Here is a 15,589-nt window from a genome sequence, read left to right on the forward strand (position 1 = left end):
AGGCCTTCAGAACGTGGGGAGTTGAGGGCGCTTGCGAACATAGCCGCCGGCGTCGACCCGCATCTGCATCCCGGTGACGTAACGGGACTCGTCGGAGATGAGGAAGAGCACCATGTCGGAGACGTCCTCCGGCTCGACGTAGGGAATGTCCATACCGGTCGTCGCCGGGAAGGACACCAGCGCGTCCTCGCGGGTCGGGTTTTCGAGGTCCGGCCGGAACGACCGGTACATGATGTCGCTGTTGAGCATGTCCGTGTTGACGTTGGTGGGGTGCAGGCCGTTGACCCGGATCCTCCGCGACAGCAGCACCGTCGCCAAGTCATGCACGAACGCGGCCACTTGGCGCTTCGCGAAGGAGTAGCCCAGACCGCCGGGGCCGTTGGACGGGCTGTCGACGGTCGCCGGGGTCAGAGCCGCGATGGAACCGGTCGCCACGATCGAGGCGCCGTCCGGCAGATGCGGCAGGGCGGCCTCGACGGCGTGCACGACACCGTTGAAGTCGACGGTTACGGCGTCGATGAACGCCTGGACACCCTGCTGCGGACCCAGCGGGGCGATACCGGCCTGCGCCACCACGGCGTCCAGCCGCCCGAGTTCGGCCACCCCGTCGGCCACGGCCGCCTTGAGAGCAGCCGGATCCCGTACGTCCGCCTTGCGCGCCACGATGCGCCGGCCGAGCTTCTCGACCTGGCGCACGGTCTCGTCCAGGTCGTCCTGAGTGGCCAGCGCATACGCGTTGGTGGCGATGTCCTCGCACAGGTCGACGGCGATGATGTCGGCGCCCTCCGCGGCCAGCCGGAGCGCGTGGGCGCGGCCCTGTCCACGCGCCGCCCCGGTGATGAACACGACCTTGTCCTGTACTCGGCCCATCCTGGGGCTCCTTCCGCCGGAGATAAAAGAGTAGCCTGAATACTGTTCGATGGTGCTGTTCGTGATCCATGATCGGTATCAAGTCCGCTGACTGCTGGCCGGTTTCCGTTCAGTGGGACCTGAACAGTGCACACAATTCGGCCGGTGCTAGAGAGTCCATGAGATTCGAGGGAGCACATCGATGCCATTGCAGCCGTGGATGAAGTTGCTGTCGACCGACGACCACCTGATCGAGCCGCCACGCCTGTGGACGGACCGCCTGCCGGCGAAGTACCGCGACGTCGGACCGCGGATCGTGGAACAGGCGCGCGGAGAGGGCCAGGCCCCGGCCGAGGTGTGGAACTACGAGGGCCGCATCTACCCCTACATCGGCCTGAACGCCGTAGCGGGCAAGTCGCCCGAGGAGTTCGGCCTCGAACCCACCCGCTACGACGAGATGATCCCGGGCTGCTACGACCCGAAGGCCCGGCTGCGCGACATGGACCTGGACGGCGTGTGGGGCGCGCTGTGCTTCCCGTCGTTCCCGCGCTTCGCCGGCACGATCTTCCTGGACGGCGAGGACCGCCAACTCGCCCTGCTCTGCGTCCAGGCGTGGAACGACTTCGTGCTCGACGAGTGGTGCGCCACCGCCCCCGGCCGGCTCATCCCGCTGGTCATCCTGCCGCTGTGGGACGTCGACGCCTGCGCGGCCGAGATCCGGCGTACGGCGGCCAAGGGCGCCAAGGCCATCTCGTTCCCGGAGAACCCGGTCCCGCTGGGCCTGCCGTCGTTCCACACCGACCACTGGGACCCGGTGTTCACGGCGGCCGTGGAGACCGACATGCCGCTGTGCCTGCACTTCGGCACCTCGGGCGCGGCCCCCAAGACCGCCCCGGAGGCACCCTTCGCGGTGACCATCTCCCTGTTCGGCTGCAACTCCATGTACGCCACCGCCGACCTGCTGTTCTCCCCGGTGTTCCACAACCACCCCGGCCTCAAGGTGGGGCTGTCCGAGGGCGGCATCGGCTGGATCCCGTATCTGCTGGAGCGGATGGACGGCACCTGGGAGCGGCACCGCTTCTACCAGAACGTCAACCAGACCGTGCGGCCCTCCGAGCTGTTCCACCAGCACATCCACGGCTGCTTCATCGACGACCGGTTCGGCGTGGACGTACGCCACCACATCGGCGTCGACAAGATCACCTGGGAGTGCGACTATCCGCACTCCGACTCGTACTGGCCCAAGAGCCGCGCCTACGCGGCCGAGGTCCTCGCCGACGTACCGGACGACGAGGTCCACAAGATCGTGGAGCTGAACACCCGCCGCCTCTACAACCTCCCCGCATGAGCAGGCGCCCGGAGTCCGAGCGCTCCGACTGGACCGACCTCGACCTGCTGACCCGCGACGAGGCGTACGGCCGTCTCCAGGACGAGATCGCCCTCACCGACCGCCGTCTGGCCGAACTCGGCGCCGGCGACGAAGCTGAGCGCGAACTCCTCGACACGCGGCTGCGCGCTCTTCGCGAGGCCGCCGAGGATCTGAATGTCCGCTGAGCGAAAGGGAGTTGGCGTGGGGCGTGTGGAGGGCAAGGTTGCGCTCGTCACGGGAGCGGCCCGCGGTCAGGGCCGCTCGCATGCGGTGCGGCTGGCGGAGGAGGGCGCCGACGTCGTCGTCACCGACGTGTGCCATGACATCAGCGATGAGTTGCCGTATCCGCTGGCGTCGAAGGAACAGCTCGAAGAGACCGCGGAGTTGGTGCGGGCCACCGGCCGCCGGTGTGTCGCCGTCCAGGCCGATGTGCGCTCGGTCGCGGAACTGCGGGCCGCCGTCGACGCGGCGCGGGAGGAGTTCGGGCGGCTCGACACGGTCGTGGCGAACGCGGGCGTGATGAGTATCGGCGCCGCCTGGGAACTCTCCGAGGAGGCCTGGGACGTCGTCATGGACGTCAACCTCAAGGGCCCCTGGAACACGGTGCGGGCCGCGATCCCCGGGATGATCGAGGCCGGACAGGGCGGTTCCGTCGTCATCACCAGTTCGGCCGCCGGCATCCGTGGCCATGTGCCGTACGCCCATTACGTGGCCAGCAAGCACGGTGTGGTCGGCCTGATGAAGGCGCTGTCCAACGAACTCGCCCCGCACCGCATCCGGGTGAACACCGTGCACCCGACCGGCGTCAGCGACACCGGCATCACCGTCGGCGTCCCGATCGAGGAACTCGCCGCGCGGGAACCGTTGTTCGCGCTGGCCGCGATGAACCCCCTCGCCCCGTACGTCGAGCCGCGCGACGTGTCGAACGCCGTCCTGTTCCTGGCGTCGGACGAGTCGCGCTTTGTCACCGGCCTCCAGTTCACCGTCGACGCCGGCTCGACGAACAAGCCGTAGAACGAACGGAGTTGTGCATGAAGATCACGATCGACTCCTCGCTGTGCTCCGGGCACGCGAGGTGTGCGGCGGCGGCGCCGGAGGTGTTCCGGCTCGACGACGACGGCTATGCGCTGCCCTACGACGGCGAGGTGCCACCGGAACTCGAACAGGCCGCCAGGGACGGGGAGTTGGCCTGCCCTGAGCGGGCCGTCACCATCGAGCGCTGACACGGAGGAGCCCCACAGCCGTAGACCGTGGGGCTCCTGTCTTGCTGCTCGGGTCAGCCGGCGGGCTGCGGCGGCGGGGTGAAGTGGTGGCCCCAGAACGCGCCGTCGGTGATCTCGTAGACGGGCACCGGCTCCGGCACCTTCAGGCCGTTCCAGCCGAACTCGACGGCGTAGTTCTCCGGCGACCACACATAGAACGACACCATGTGGTCGTTGGTGTGCTTGCCGAGCGAGTGCATCATCGGGACTTCGAGCTTCGCGGCCCGGTCCAGGGCGCGGCCCACGTCGTCCAGGGTCCTGCCCTCGACCATGAAGTGCAGCAGCCGCCCGGGCCCGGGCGCCGGGGTGACACCCAGGGTGTGGTGGCGGGGGTTGCACCCCATGAACCAGGTCGTGCCGCCCGGTGAGCGCATCGTGTTGCGCTCGATGAAGCCGAGGGTGTTGACGTAGAAGTCGAAGGTGCCCCGAGCGTCCTCGGCGGAGACGATCGCGTGCCCGAAGCCCATGTCACCGGTCAGGAAGCCCGAGACCAGCGGCGTGTGCACCGGAACGTGGTCGAGGATCGCGCCGTAGAACAGCTCGACCGGGTTGCCGCCCGGGTCGTTGAACTTGACGAAGCCGGTGACCCGGCGTTCCGCGGCCTCGTCCTCGGTGCCGGCGGTCACCTTGATGCCGGTCTTCTCGACGTCGGCGACCAGCCTCGCCAGCTCCCGCTCGTCGATGACCTCGAAGCCGAGGGCGGTCATCCCGCTCTGCGAGCCGGGGGAGACCACGATGCGGGCCGGATAGTCGTCCATCCGGTAATAGAGGGATTCCGGGTCGCCGCCCGCAACAGGCATCAGGCCGAGGAAATCCGCCCCGAACACCTTCCATTTCTCGATGTCACTGGATTCCAGCCGTACATACCCGAGTGAGCGCACACCCATCAGGGCTCTCCCATCACCGTCGTCAAGTCCTTGCGGTCCGACGCTAATCAGGCGGGCGGACCAGGAGTCGTGGACGTCCCACTGATCGGGAGGAGTACGACACCCGGCAGGGACGCGGTGGCACGGTGACTGTCGCCTGTCACCCCGCGACCGGAGGCCACGCACCGCCATGACACTCACCGCTGAGGACACCCTGCGCGAACTGCACACCGACGAGGGCACGTTGCGCTACCACGAGGCGGGCGACGGGCCGCCCCTGCTCCTGCTGCACGGCTCCGGTCCGGGCGTGACCGGCTGGCGCAACTACCGGGGAAATCTCCCTGTGTTCGCGAAGCACTTCCGTTGTCTCGCCCTGGAATTCCCCGGGTTCGGGGTCAGCGACCCCACTGACGAGAATCCGATGATGGCGGCCCCGAAGGCCGTCCTGCGTTTCCTCGACGGCCTCGGCCTCGAACGCGTCGACGTCATCGGGAACTCCATGGGCGGCTTCGTCGCCGCCGGGCTCGCCGTCGCCCACAAGGACCTCTTCCGCAGGGTCGTCACCATCGGCGGCGTGGGCCGCAACATCCTCTCGCCGGGCCCCAGCGAAGGCCTCAACCTGCTCGTCGAGTTCGCCGAGAACCCGACCCGCGAGAACCTCGTCCAGTGGCTGCGGTCGATGGTCCACGACCCGTCCCTCCTCACCGAGGAACTCATCGAGGAGCGCTGGGTGACCGCGACCGAGCCCGCGACCCTGGATGCCTCCCGGCGGATCTACGGCCGGCAGGCCATGGCAGCCATGCAGGCCGCGCAGGCCCACTCCGACCAGCCCATCTGGGCCGCGCTGCACAAGATCACCGTGCCCACGCTGCTGACCTGGGGCCGTGACGACCGGGTCACACCGTTGGAGAGCGCGCTGATCCCGATGCGTACGATTCCCAAAGCGGAACTGCATGTGCTGCCCGACTGCGGCCACTGGGCCATGATCGAGCAGAAGGAGGCGTGGGAGAGCACGGTCCTGGCCTTCCTGACCCGCCCCGAGGCGTCCTGAGCGTCGGCGGGAGCACCCAACGACCTGAGGGGACGACGTGGCGAGACCCGCTGAGGCACGGCAACCGGCGGCCCCGATGTCGAGCGGCCAGGTCGCCCGCCGGGTCGGCATCCTCCGCGCCGCCTCCGAACTCGGCGCCCGCGAAGGACTGGCCAGCGTCCAGATGCACGACGTGGCCAAGGAGGCCGGCGTCGCCATCGCCACCCTGTACCGCTACTTCCCGTCCAAGCCGTACCTGTTCATGGCGGTCCTGGAGTGGCACATCGAGCAGTTCGTCGGCGGCCACGAGAACACGTCGTGCGCCGACGGGGGCACGGACCCCGCCGCCGAGATCGCCGATCTCCTCATCTCGCTCAGCGTCAAACTGCTGGACAGCCCCTTGCTCGCGTCGGCGGTGGCCCTGTCGTCGTTCACCGAGTACACGAGCATCGTTCCGGCCCGCATGGACCTCGTGGACAGCGCCCTCGGCCAGGCCATCCTGCGCCTGCTCGGCATCGGCGTCCGCGAGGCCTCGGCAACCGAGCGCAGCCGGGCGAGACTGCTCATCTACGGCTGGTGGGGCCTGTTCGTGGCCGTGCTCACCGAGGAGCTCTCCACCGAGGAGGCGGAGACCAACATGCGCCTGGCGGCACGGCTGCTCCTCACGCCGTAGGACATCATGACAGTGCCCGGAACACCCTAGGTGCTCCGGGCACTTGACGTTGCGTCAGTCCTCGGCGCCCGCGATGTCGAGCACGGCCAGATACGAGAAGGCGACACTCGAACCGATGGGAGCACCCGCACCGGGATACACACGGCCCGTCATCGCGGCGGCGGTGTTGCCGGCCGCGTAGAGGCCCTCGATCGGGGCGCCGTCCGGGCGCAGCACCCGCGCGTGTTCGTCGATCCTCAGGCCTCCCTTGGTGCCGATGTCGGCGGGGACGATGGTCGCGACGTAGTACGGCGGGGTGTCGAGCGGAGGCAGCAGTGGGTTGGGCCAGTCCGAAGTGGGCGGCGGCGCCGGGTAGTTGAGCTGGGGCAGGGCAGGGAAGCCCAGGACGTACTGGGCCATCCGGTCCCAGGGTGTCTCGCCGCGGTGGAACTTCTCGTCGACCCCGGTGTGCGCGTAGCCGTTGAACTCCTCGATGGTCCGGCGCAGGGCTTCCAGGGGTACGTCGATCAGCTGCGCCAACTCCTCCAGCGTGTCCGCCTTCTTGAGCGCGCCCGACTCGAACCACTCGGGGCGGACCGGCTCGTCGTACGGGCCGCCGAAGCCGTCCCGGTCGAGCTGGCGCTGGTCGATGATCCAGTGGGCGGGGATGTGCGAGACACCCGAAGTGGCGTGCAGGCGGACTATCTCGCGGCCCGCCTGGTCGTAGGGGCGGGTCTCGTTGACGAAACGTTCGCCGGCGGCGTTGACCCAGATTCCGCCACGGGTGCCCGTGTGGAAGAGCGGAAGGCCGTCCGGCCACACGAGTCCGGGCGTGAACCAGGCAGCGTCGAGCAGATCGGTGGCGGCGCCGACCGCGATGCCGGCCTGGAGCGCGTCGCCCGTGTTGCCCGGGGCGCCGTGCGTCCACTCGCTGCCGCGCTCCGGCACCGGCTGGTACTTCTCGCGCAGCTCGCGGTTGCGCTCGAAACCGCCGGCCGCGAGGATCACCCCGCCCGTCGCACGGAACGTGACCCGCTCGCCGTCGCTCACTGCCTCCACGCCGACGACCCGGCCGTCCTCGACGACGAGGCTCTCCAACGCCGTGTCGAGGCGCAGTGAACCGTGGCCCGTCTCCAGGAACGCGGCCAGCGTCCGGCCGATCAGCGCGCGGCCCCCGCTGAGGACCGGGCCCTCGTCCTGCCCCCAGCGCTGGGTGGGCAGGCAGGCGCGGACCAGCCGGGCGTGTTCGCCGAGCTCGGCGACGGTGACCTTGGGCGGGAAAATGGTGTGCCCCGTGGGGGACGAGCCGGGGACCGACGGATAGTAGTCCGGCACCGGGAGGTGTTCGAACGACTGGAACCACGGGTTCTGCTCCAGCTCGTCGACCAGCTGTACGCCGGCCCGCAGATAGGCCTCCTGGAGCGGTTCGCGCGACTCGTCGTCGACGCTGTCGCGCAGATACGTCCGCGCGTCCTCGATGCTGTCGTCCAGCCCGGCCCGCCGCATGGGCGCCGAGCCGGGGTACCACAGACCGGAACCGGAGTAGGCGGTGGTGCCGCCGACCCGGTCGGTCTTCTCGATGACGAGGGTGCGCAGGCCGCGCGACGCGGCGGCATAGGCACCGACCAGACCTCCTCCCGACCCGACCACGATCACGTCGTAGACGTCCTCGTTGCTGGCCAAGATGACCTCCTCAGGTGTGCTGACGTTCTCGACGGCCGAGCGCGGCTCAACGCCACAACCTCTCGCGATGTGCGGGCGACGGTATCGAGCCAACTCCCCGGCTCCGGCCGGTCATCTCGCTCAGCGAGACCATTTGTCCACACCCGGATCGAGTCCCGGTGAGCGGAACGCGCGGGCCCGTGAAGGGGCACGGATGCCCAGGCTGGAGGCCATCACGAGTTGAGGATGCGAATGACAGACGTTTGGGAACCGGGGGCCGTGGCGGACCGTGCGGCGGCGGTGGCCGAGGCGGTCGTACGACTGACGCGCGCGGCCCGTGACCGTCAACCGTGCGCGCCCGTACGGGACTTGCTCGGCGCGACCGACATCAGCCTCGCCTATGCCGTCCAACAGCGCGTCGTGGCCGACCGGATCGCGGCCGGAGCACGCGTCGTCGGCCGCAAGATAGGACTGACCTCCGAGTCGGTGCAGCGCCAAGTCGGCGTAGACCGGCCCGACTTCGGGGTGCTCCTCGCCGACATGGACGTCAGCGCGCTGCCGGCCGTGCCGAGCGAACGGCTGCTGCAGCCCAGGGTGGAGGCGGAGATCGCCTTCGTCCTCGCCGCCGACCTCGACGACGACGATCTCGACATCGAGCGGGTCCGGTCCGCCGTCGCGTACGGCGTCGCCGCGCTGGAGATCGTGGACAGCCGGGTGGCCGACTGGGACATCGCGATCACCGACACCGTCGCCGACAACGCGTCCAGCGGACTGTTCGTACTCGGCGGCGAGCGGGTCGAGTTGAAGGCGTTCGAACCCCGGGACGTGACCATGCGGCTGTACGCCGACGGGGAGCCGGCGTCCGAGGGCGACGGCACCGCCTGCCTCGGCGATCCACTCGCCGCGCTGCTGTGGCTGGCGCGCACCGCGCGGGAGTTCGGCGATCCGCTGCGCGCCGGTCAGGTCGTGCTCTCCGGGGCGCTGGGGCCGCTCGTCCCCACCCCGCCCGGAGTCACCGTACGGGCCGAGATGTCGGGCCTCGGCACCGTGACCGCGACGTTCTCGGCCAACGAACCGGACTCATCGGACTCTTCGAAGGAACAGGGATGACGAAGACCAAGGTGGCCATCATCGGTTCCGGCAACATCGGGACCGACCTGATGATCAAGGTGCTGCGGCTGTCCGACACCCTGGAGATGGCCGCGATGGTGGGCATCGACCCGGACTCGGACGGCCTCGCCCGTGCCGCGCGACTGAAGGTGCCCACCACCCACGAGGGCGTGGACGGGCTGATCCGGATGGACGGCTTCGACGACATCGGGATCGTCTTCGACGCCACGTCCGCGAAGGCGCACGTCGAGAACGCCAAGCGGCTCGCCCCGTACGGCAAACGGCTGGTCGACCTCACGCCCGCGGCCATCGGCCCGTACGTCGTGCCGCCGGTGAACCTCGACGAGCACCTTGCCAACGATGTCGACAACCTCAACCTGGTCACCTGCGGCGGCCAGGCCACCATCCCGATTGTGCACGCGGTCAGCCGGATCACACCGGTGCCCTACGCCGAGATCGTCGCCTCGATCGCCTCGAAGTCGGCCGGACCCGGAACCCGCGCCAACATCGACGAGTTCACCGAGACCATCTCCGCCGCGATCGAGAAGGTGGGCGGCGCGCAGCGCGGCAAGGCGATCATCGTGCTGAATCCGGCCGAGCCGCCGCTGATCATGCGGGACACCGTGTACTGCCTGATCGGCGACGCGGACCAGGAGCAGGTGCGGGCGTCCGTGGAGGGCATGGTGGACGCGGTCGCCGAGTACGTGCCCGGCTACCGGCTCAAGCAGCAGGTGCAGTTCACCCCGATCCCGGCCGGTGATCCGGTCCACACCCTCTTCACCGGCGATGCCTCCGAGGTCACCACCAAGGTGTCGGTGTTCCTCGAAGTCGAGGGCGCCGCCCACTACTTGCCCGCCTACGCGGGCAACCTCGACATCATGACCTCGGCCGCCCTGCGGGTCGCCGAGCGCATCGCCCAGCGCTTCTTCACGGAGGTGACCCGATGACCCCCAGGCTCTATGTGCAGGACGTCACCCTCCGGGACGGCATGCACGCCATCCGGCACCGGATCACGCCCGCGAACGTGGCCGCGATCAGCGCGGCCCTGGACCAGGCCGGCGTGGACGCCATCGAGGTCGCCCACGGCGACGGACTGTCGGGCGGCAGCCTCAACTACGGCCCCGGCAGCAACACCGACTGGGAGTGGATCGAGGCCGCCGCCGGCGCCATCCACCGGGCGACGCTGACGTCCCTGCTGCTGCCCGGCATCGGCACCATCGCCGAACTCAAGCAGGCGTACTCCCTCGGTGTCCGCTCGGTCCGGATCGCCACCCACTGCACCGAGGCCGACGTGGCCGCGCAGCACATCGCCACCGCCCGCGAACTCGGCATGGACGTCTCCGGCTTCCTGATGATGGCCCATATGACCGACCCCGCCGAACTCGCCCGCCAGGCACGGCTGATGGAGTCCTACGGCGCGCACTGCGTGTACGTCACCGACTCCGGCGGCCGGCTGACCATGGACGGCGTCCGCGACCGCATCCGCGCCTACCGGGACGTCCTCGACCCGGACACCCAGATCGGCATCCACGCGCACGAGAACCTGTCCCTGTCGGTCGCCAACTCCGTCACGGCGGTGGAGGAAGGGGTGACCAGGGTGGACGCGTCCCTCGCCGGACAGGGCGCGGGTGCCGGGAACTGCCCGATCGAGCCGTTCGTCGCCGTCGCCAACCTCCTTGGCTGGAAGCACGGTTGCGACCTGTTCGCCCTCCAGGACGCCGCCGACGACCTGGTACGGCCACTGCAGGACCGCCCCGTGCGTGTCGACCGGGAGACCCTGACCCTCGGCTATGCGGGCGCCTACTCCAGCTTCCTGCGGCATGCCGAGACGGCGGCCGGACAGTACGGCCTCGACGCGCGCACCATCCTCCAGGAGGTCGGCAGGCGGGGACTTGTCGGCGGGCAGGAGGACATGATCGTGGACATCGCGCTCGACCTCACGCGCGGCTGCTGATCGCGCGTTCCGGTAGCGCCGCTTCCCGGTCCACAGGCCGGGGGCGGCGCTTTCGCGCGTTGATTGGACCGGGCGTACCAATAAACTCGTGCACGCCTCTTGGCCTGTGTCCGAGGCCGTTGATACGTTGACGAAGGCGCCGAACTAGAATTGATTTCAGTTTGAGCAGAGAGGCATTGACGATGACGTCTGCCCTTCGACTGGAGCCGCGGTACGAGGACGACCGGCATGCGCTGCCACCGTCGATGATGGAGCGCGTGACGTTGATCATGGACCTCTTCGAGCGGCCCCAGACACACCTCACCCTCGAAGTGGTCTCCCGCCGGACCCAATTGCCCCGTTCGACCACGCACCGGATCCTCGACCAACTGGTGCGCCTGGACTGGCTGCGCCACACGGTCGCCGGGTACGCACTCGGACCGCGCGCGCTCGGTCTGGGCGGACGGGAGATCGGACACAGCACGCTGCGCGCGGCAGCCGCGCCCCAACTCCTCGACCTGGCCGTCCGGACGAAGATGGTCGTCCATCTCGCCGTGCTCGACGGCCCCGAGATCTACTACCTCGACAAGGTCGGCGGCCGGGCCGCGGTCGACATCCCCTCACGGGTCGGCGGGCGGGCGGTTGCGCACTGCACCGGCCTCGGCAAGGCGATGCTCGCCTGGCTGAGCCCGGAGGAGATCGACGCCCGCTACCAGCAGTCGATGGAGTGCCGCACCTCCCACAGCATCGGCCGACTCGACCTCCTCCACCGGGAGTTGAGCACCGTACGCCGACGCAACGGCCTCGCGATCGACCGGGGCGAGTGCTTCCCCGACCTCGGTTGCGTCGGCCTCGCCCTGCGCGGCCCGGACGGCCCGGTCGGCGCGATCTCGGTCGTCGGCGACGGCCGCGCACCACTGGAGTTGGTGGCTCCGCTGGTCGTGAACGCCGTACGGGCCGTGTCCGAGGAGTTGTTCGGGGGCGGGGAGTCGTATCGGCGGGACGTGACTGAGGCGGTGACCTTGTAAGCGGGTGTCGGTCAGGCCGCCGCGGGGTGCACGGAGAGCAGGTCCGCGAGGTCGACGCGGGTCAGGAAGTCGCGGCGGACGCGGTCGGCCACGACGGAGACCGCCGCGGATCCGTCGTCGGCCGGGTCGATGTGCACCCGGTACGGGCGTTGCCCGACGGGTAGTGCGACGATGCGGGCGATCTCCTCGGACACCAGCGAGGCGTCCGCGCCCTCCGGGGCCAACGCGGCGAGTTTCTCCGCGACTTGGGTCATCAGGCCCGCGTACCGTGTCTCGTATTCCGCCTCGACCCGGCCGTCCGCCGGGCGCCCGGAGTGGGCGAAGTGGTTCGTGCCGCTGGTGAACGAACCGGGCACCACGATGGAGGTCTCCACGCCCCAACGGGCCAGCTCGGCCGCGTAACTGACGGCGAGTGAGTCCATCGCGGCCTTGGCGGCGAAGTACGGCGCCAGATACGGCGGGGTACCGCCTTTGACACTCGAACTCGACACCCAGATCACCAGACCCCGGCCGGCCTTGCGCAGGTGGGGCAGCGCAGCGCGGTTGACACGCTGGGTGGAGAGGACGTTCACGTCGTACAGCTCGGCGAGCTGCTCGGCTGTGAAGGCCTCGGCCGGTCCGGTGACCATGTGGCCGGCGTTGTGGATCAGGACGTCGATGCGACCGTGCTCGGCGATGACGCGGTCGATCGCCGCGTCGACGGAGTCCTGCGCGTTCACGTCGAGTTCTATGGAGCGCAGGTCGACGCCGTGTTCCTTGCCGTAGTCGGCGGCGGCCTGGACCTGGGGCGCGTTGCGGGTGGCGGTGTTGCGCATCCCGGCGTAGACGGTGTCGCCCTTGTCCGCGAGGGCGCGGGCGGTGAGGGCGCCGAAACCGCTGGAGGCGCCGGTGATCACGACGACGTTGTTCATGGGGATCTCCTTGAGTGGGCGGGACGGCTCAGGCCAACCCGCCGTTGGCGAACAGCACTTGGCCGTTGATCCAGCGGGCGGGGCCGGCCAGGAACGCGACGGACTCGGCGATGTCGTCCGGGGTGCCCAGGCGTTCCAGCGGGGCGGCCTTGGCGAGGTTCTCGATCGTGGTCTCGTCCTTGCCGTCCAGGAAGAGCGAGGTGGCGGTGGGGCCGGGGGCCACGGCGTTGACGGTGATGTCCTTGCCGCGCAACTCGCGGGCCAGGACCAGGGTCATGGCCTCGACCGCGGCCTTGCTCGCCACATAGGCGCCGTAGGTCGGGAACTTGGTGCGGGTGACGGTGGTGGAGAAGTTGATGATCGCGCCGCCGCCGCGCACGCGCCGGGCCGCCTGCTGGGAGACGACGAACGTGCCGCGGATGTTGGTGCGGTGCATGCGGTCGAGGTCGTCCAGGTTCATGGTGGCGATGGGGGACAGGGCCATGATCCCGGCGGTGTTCACCACCACGTCGATGCCGCCGAACTCCGCCTCGACCGCGTCGAACGCGGCGGACATCGCGTCCTCGTCGGCGACGTCACCGCCGACGGGGATCGCCCTGCCGCCGGCCGCGACGATCGCGGCGACCGTCTCGTCGGCCTTGGCCTTGTTGCCGGCGTAGTGCACGCCGACCGCGATGCCGTCCTTGGCCAGCCGCTCGGCGACCGCGCGGCCGATGCCGCCGGAACCGCCGGTGACCAGGGCGACGCGGGTGGTGGTCTCGGTGTCAGTCATTGTGGGGGTCCTTCCGTGAAGTGGGGATCTGCGTGAGCCACTGCCCGAGAAGGGCCGACTCCGCGGGGGTGAACGGTTCGGGGGTGAGGTCGTCCAGGGACGAGAGCAGCGTGGTCGCGGCTGCGGCGCGGGCGTCTGCGGCCGTGGTGTCCGCCGCCGGGTCGAGCAGGATCGCCTGATGGATCGCGTCCCGGACCAGCCTCGACAGGCCGGAGTCCGGATACTGCGTGGGACGGGTGATCAGAGCCAGGGACACACCGGTGTTGGCCGACATGACCATGCGTGCCGCGATCTCCGGTGCGACACGGAGACGGCCCTGCGCGGCGAGCCGCTCCAGGTCCCCGCGGAGGATGCGCATCGCCTCCTCCGCGGCCTCGGGCACGGAGCGCAGCGCCGGGGCGAACATCAGCTTGTAGGCGTTGGGGTGCGCCAGTGCGAACGCCGTGTGGCTGTCCCAGCCGGCCCGGAGGTCCCGCAACGGGTCCGCCGACTTCTCGGCGGCGCGCTTGGTCTCCAGGTACTGGTCCCAGACGTGGTCGACCGTCGCCGCCAGCAGTCCGTCCTTGTCGCCGAACAGGCGGTACAGCACGGGCTGTTGGACACCGGCGGCCTCGCACACCGCGCGCGTCGACACATCGCCGCTCGGCGACTGGGCGATCAGCTCCGCCGCCGCCTCGATAATCAGCGATCTCGTGTTCATGTAATCGACGATAACACCGATGCGTATCGATGACAACAGCTTGCTGTTATCGGTGAAAACAAGGGTGCCTCCCACCGCGTCCTTGCGGTGGGAGGCACCCTTGTTCTGCCGTGCGGTGGCTCAGGACTGCACGGCGAGTTGGAAGGACTGCGCCGCCGAGCCGTCGCAGGCCCGCTGGGTGAGCTGGACACTGTTGGTCGCCGCCGTGGCGGCGCTCAGGCACTTGCCGCTGTGCCGGGCGACGAAGTGATAGCGCCCGCTCGTCTCACGCACCGGCTGCCACTGCTGGTTCGTGCCACCGGAGTAGGCCCACAGCTGCAACGGCGCGTTGTCCGCCGTCGAGCGGTCGGTCACGTCGATGACCTGCGCGGGGTTTCCGCGCGCGGTGACCTCCATGTATCCGCTGTCGGTGGAGCGGAACTGGTACTGCTGTGCCGTCGTGCCGTTGCAGGCGTACTGCTGGATCGCCGTGCCGTTGGCCGTGGCCGCCGAACGGGCGTCCACGCAGGTGCCGTTGCCGCCGTTCTGCACGGAGTACCAGGAGGTCTCGGAGATCGGGGTGTCCGTCGGCGGCGTCGAAGTGTCGCCCCCGCCGAGCCACTTGAGCCCGTTGAGCAGGAACTGGTTCTGGGTGGCGCTCGCGAAGGTCGACGACAGACGCGTGTTGGTCGTGTAGTTCATCGCGTTGTGGCCGAAGTTCGCGTACAGCATCTTGTACTTCGTGTTGGTCCAGATGATCGGGTAGTACCCGCTGTACCAGGACTGGTTGGGGTCGGTGCCGACCGGGAAGCTGCTCGGGTCGATCGACGCCAGGATCTTGATGTCCGGGTTCTGTCGCAGGTCGTTGGACCAGCTGTACCACTCGCTGACCGACGAGGTGAACGTGGCCGGCAGGGCGGCGGTGGGCGGGATCGAATGGTCCTCCACCTTCAGGGTCACGGCGGTCGGCCCCCAGGTGTTGGACACGAAGTTCCCTGAACCCAGGAACGTGTTGTGGTACCAGGACCAGCTCGCCGCGTCCGTCGTGAAGGCGGAGACGTGGAAGCCCATGAAGCCGCCGCCACCCCTCATGTACGCCTCGAATCCGCTGCGTTGGGCGGCGGTCTGCGGCAAGTCGTCGAGGAACAGGACGACTTGGTACGCGTTCACCCCGCCGTTGGCCAGCAGGTCCCAGTTGGTGCTGGACGTGTAGGTGTAGCCGTTCGCCGCCGCCTGCTGCGGGAACCAGACGTTCGCCTCCTTGTCGAAGTCGATGTGCGCCGCGTCGTACGTCCCGCTGTAGAGCGCGAGGATCTTGAACGGGGTGGCCGCCGTGCTCGCCTGGGCGGCGGGCGGTACGGACGCGAGGCCCAGCAGCGTCGCCAACAGGAGGAGGACTCGCAGGAGCGCGCGGGTGGAAGCGGATCTGTTGGTGTTCATGTAGGTGATCGATCCTTTCCGTGCGG

The 15,589-nt window shown here is 69.3% G+C and carries 17 protein-coding genes; 10 read left to right on the top strand and 7 right to left on the bottom strand.

Going from position 1 to position 15,589, the window contains the following annotated elements:
- Nucleotides 1–6 precede the first annotated feature (6 nt).
- Nucleotides 7–870 carry a mycofactocin-coupled SDR family oxidoreductase gene (locus OC490_RS17485; protein WP_262058874.1) on the bottom strand — a complete coding sequence of 288 codons (864 nt, stop codon included), beginning with the start codon at nt 868–870 and terminating at the stop codon, nt 7–9.
- 181 nt (nt 871–1,051) lie between these two features.
- Between OC490_RS17485 and OC490_RS17490 the strand changes: the two genes are divergently transcribed.
- The 4 genes from OC490_RS17490 to OC490_RS17505 are packed head-to-tail and all read left to right on the top strand — an operon-like array spanning nt 1,052 to nt 3,441.
- A complete protein-coding gene (locus tag OC490_RS17490) occupies nt 1,052–2,197 on the top strand; it encodes an amidohydrolase family protein (RefSeq protein ID WP_262058875.1) in 1,146 nt (381 codons plus the stop codon).
- Nucleotides 2,194–2,403 carry a hypothetical protein gene (locus OC490_RS17495; RefSeq protein WP_262058876.1) on the top strand — a complete coding sequence of 70 codons (210 nt, stop codon included), beginning with the start codon at nt 2,194–2,196 and terminating at the stop codon, nt 2,401–2,403. The genes OC490_RS17490 and OC490_RS17495 overlap by 4 nt, the downstream gene beginning before the upstream one ends.
- A gap of 16 nt (nt 2,404–2,419) precedes the next feature.
- Nucleotides 2,420–3,232: a mycofactocin-coupled SDR family oxidoreductase gene (locus OC490_RS17500; RefSeq protein ID WP_262058877.1), complete on the top strand. Its 813-nt coding sequence runs from the start codon at nt 2,420–2,422 to the stop codon at nt 3,230–3,232.
- 17 nt (nt 3,233–3,249) lie between these two features.
- On the top strand, nt 3,250–3,441 hold the full coding sequence (locus OC490_RS17505) for a ferredoxin (RefSeq protein WP_262058878.1): 192 nt from the start codon (nt 3,250–3,252) through the stop codon (nt 3,439–3,441).
- Between the two features lie 53 nt (nt 3,442–3,494).
- On the opposite strand, the gene OC490_RS17510 is transcribed toward OC490_RS17505, so the two are convergent.
- A complete protein-coding gene (locus OC490_RS17510) occupies nt 3,495–4,367 on the bottom strand; it encodes a VOC family protein (protein ID WP_262058879.1) in 873 nt (290 codons plus the stop codon).
- Nucleotides 4,368–4,536: 169 nt separating this feature from the next.
- Here OC490_RS17510 and OC490_RS17515 point away from each other — a divergent pair, with 169 nt between their 5' ends.
- Entirely contained in the window at nt 4,537–5,397 is an 861-nt protein-coding gene (locus OC490_RS17515; RefSeq protein WP_262058880.1) for an alpha/beta fold hydrolase, read from the top strand.
- A 37-nt stretch (nt 5,398–5,434) separates the two neighbouring features.
- Nucleotides 5,435–6,049 carry a TetR/AcrR family transcriptional regulator gene (locus OC490_RS17520; RefSeq protein ID WP_262058881.1) on the top strand — a complete coding sequence of 205 codons (615 nt, stop codon included), beginning with the start codon at nt 5,435–5,437 and terminating at the stop codon, nt 6,047–6,049.
- A 54-nt stretch (nt 6,050–6,103) separates the two neighbouring features.
- Here the strand turns inward: OC490_RS17520 and OC490_RS17525 are convergent, their stop codons facing one another.
- Nucleotides 6,104–7,711, bottom strand: coding sequence for an FAD-binding protein (locus OC490_RS17525; RefSeq protein ID WP_262058882.1), 1,608 nt, complete (start codon nt 7,709–7,711; stop codon nt 6,104–6,106).
- A gap of 231 nt (nt 7,712–7,942) precedes the next feature.
- Between OC490_RS17525 and OC490_RS17530 the strand changes: the two genes are divergently transcribed.
- From OC490_RS17530 to OC490_RS17545, 4 genes are all read left to right on the top strand, one after another.
- On the top strand, nt 7,943–8,800 hold the full coding sequence (locus OC490_RS17530) for a 2-keto-4-pentenoate hydratase (RefSeq protein WP_262058883.1): 858 nt from the start codon (nt 7,943–7,945) through the stop codon (nt 8,798–8,800).
- Nucleotides 8,797–9,747: an acetaldehyde dehydrogenase (acetylating) gene (locus OC490_RS17535; RefSeq protein WP_262058884.1), complete on the top strand. Its 951-nt coding sequence runs from the start codon at nt 8,797–8,799 to the stop codon at nt 9,745–9,747. The genes OC490_RS17530 and OC490_RS17535 overlap by 4 nt, the downstream gene beginning before the upstream one ends.
- Nucleotides 9,744–10,754 (top strand): 4-hydroxy-2-oxovalerate aldolase, encoded by a 1,011-nt coding sequence (gene dmpG, locus OC490_RS17540; RefSeq protein ID WP_262058885.1) that lies wholly within the window; start codon nt 9,744–9,746, stop codon nt 10,752–10,754. Before OC490_RS17535 ends, dmpG begins: the two co-directional genes overlap by 4 nt.
- 245 nt (nt 10,755–10,999) lie before the next feature.
- The gene (locus tag OC490_RS17545; RefSeq protein WP_262058992.1) at nt 11,000–11,761 is read left to right on the top strand and encodes an IclR family transcriptional regulator; all 762 of its coding nucleotides are present in this window, start codon (nt 11,000–11,002) and stop codon (nt 11,759–11,761) included.
- An 11-nt stretch (nt 11,762–11,772) separates the two neighbouring features.
- Here the strand turns inward: OC490_RS17545 and OC490_RS17550 are convergent, their stop codons facing one another.
- From OC490_RS17550 to OC490_RS17565, 4 genes are all read right to left on the bottom strand, one after another.
- Nucleotides 11,773–12,672: an SDR family oxidoreductase gene (locus OC490_RS17550; RefSeq protein WP_262058886.1), complete on the bottom strand. Its 900-nt coding sequence runs from the start codon at nt 12,670–12,672 to the stop codon at nt 11,773–11,775.
- A 28-nt stretch (nt 12,673–12,700) separates the two neighbouring features.
- Nucleotides 12,701–13,444 carry an SDR family oxidoreductase gene (locus OC490_RS17555; protein WP_262058887.1) on the bottom strand — a complete coding sequence of 248 codons (744 nt, stop codon included), beginning with the start codon at nt 13,442–13,444 and terminating at the stop codon, nt 12,701–12,703.
- Complete coding sequence (locus tag OC490_RS17560) at nt 13,437–14,144, bottom strand: TetR/AcrR family transcriptional regulator (protein WP_262058888.1); 708 nt, start codon at nt 14,142–14,144, stop codon at nt 13,437–13,439. The genes OC490_RS17555 and OC490_RS17560 overlap by 8 nt, the downstream gene beginning before the upstream one ends.
- A gap of 120 nt (nt 14,145–14,264) precedes the next feature.
- Complete coding sequence (locus tag OC490_RS17565) at nt 14,265–15,563, bottom strand: ThuA domain-containing protein (protein ID WP_262058889.1); 1,299 nt, start codon at nt 15,561–15,563, stop codon at nt 14,265–14,267.
- Nucleotides 15,564–15,589 lie beyond the last annotated feature (26 nt).

It is taken from the genome of Streptomyces sp. STR69 (assembly GCF_024519455.1).
Classification (GTDB): Bacteria; Actinomycetota; Actinomycetes; order Streptomycetales; family Streptomycetaceae; genus Streptomyces.

Excerpts from the sequence above, each read along its gene's own strand:
- OC490_RS17530 (WP_262058883.1), top strand. The coding sequence starts at position 7,943 with ATGACAGACGTTTGGGAACCGGGGGCCGTGGCGGACCGTGCGGCGGCG.
- OC490_RS17545 (WP_262058992.1), top strand. The coding sequence starts at position 11,000 with ATGATGGAGCGCGTGACGTTGATCATGGACCTCTTCGAGCGGCCCCAG.
- OC490_RS17510 (WP_262058879.1), bottom strand. The coding sequence starts at position 4,367 with ATGGGTGTGCGCTCACTCGGGTATGTACGGCTGGAATCCAGTGACATC.
- OC490_RS17565 (WP_262058889.1), bottom strand. The coding sequence starts at position 15,563 with ATGAACACCAACAGATCCGCTTCCACCCGCGCGCTCCTGCGAGTCCTC.
- OC490_RS17560 (WP_262058888.1), bottom strand. The coding sequence starts at position 14,144 with ATGAACACGAGATCGCTGATTATCGAGGCGGCGGCGGAGCTGATCGCC.
- OC490_RS17485 (WP_262058874.1), bottom strand. The coding sequence starts at position 870 with ATGGGCCGAGTACAGGACAAGGTCGTGTTCATCACCGGGGCGGCGCGT.
- OC490_RS17515 (WP_262058880.1), top strand. The coding sequence starts at position 4,537 with ATGACACTCACCGCTGAGGACACCCTGCGCGAACTGCACACCGACGAG.
- OC490_RS17490 (WP_262058875.1), top strand. The coding sequence starts at position 1,052 with ATGCCATTGCAGCCGTGGATGAAGTTGCTGTCGACCGACGACCACCTG.
- OC490_RS17550 (WP_262058886.1), bottom strand. The coding sequence starts at position 12,672 with ATGAACAACGTCGTCGTGATCACCGGCGCCTCCAGCGGTTTCGGCGCC.
- dmpG (WP_262058885.1), top strand. The coding sequence starts at position 9,744 with ATGACCCCCAGGCTCTATGTGCAGGACGTCACCCTCCGGGACGGCATG.
- OC490_RS17505 (WP_262058878.1), top strand. The coding sequence starts at position 3,250 with ATGAAGATCACGATCGACTCCTCGCTGTGCTCCGGGCACGCGAGGTGT.
- OC490_RS17535 (WP_262058884.1), top strand. The coding sequence starts at position 8,797 with ATGACGAAGACCAAGGTGGCCATCATCGGTTCCGGCAACATCGGGACC.
- OC490_RS17495 (WP_262058876.1), top strand. The coding sequence starts at position 2,194 with ATGAGCAGGCGCCCGGAGTCCGAGCGCTCCGACTGGACCGACCTCGAC.
- OC490_RS17555 (WP_262058887.1), bottom strand. The coding sequence starts at position 13,444 with ATGACTGACACCGAGACCACCACCCGCGTCGCCCTGGTCACCGGCGGT.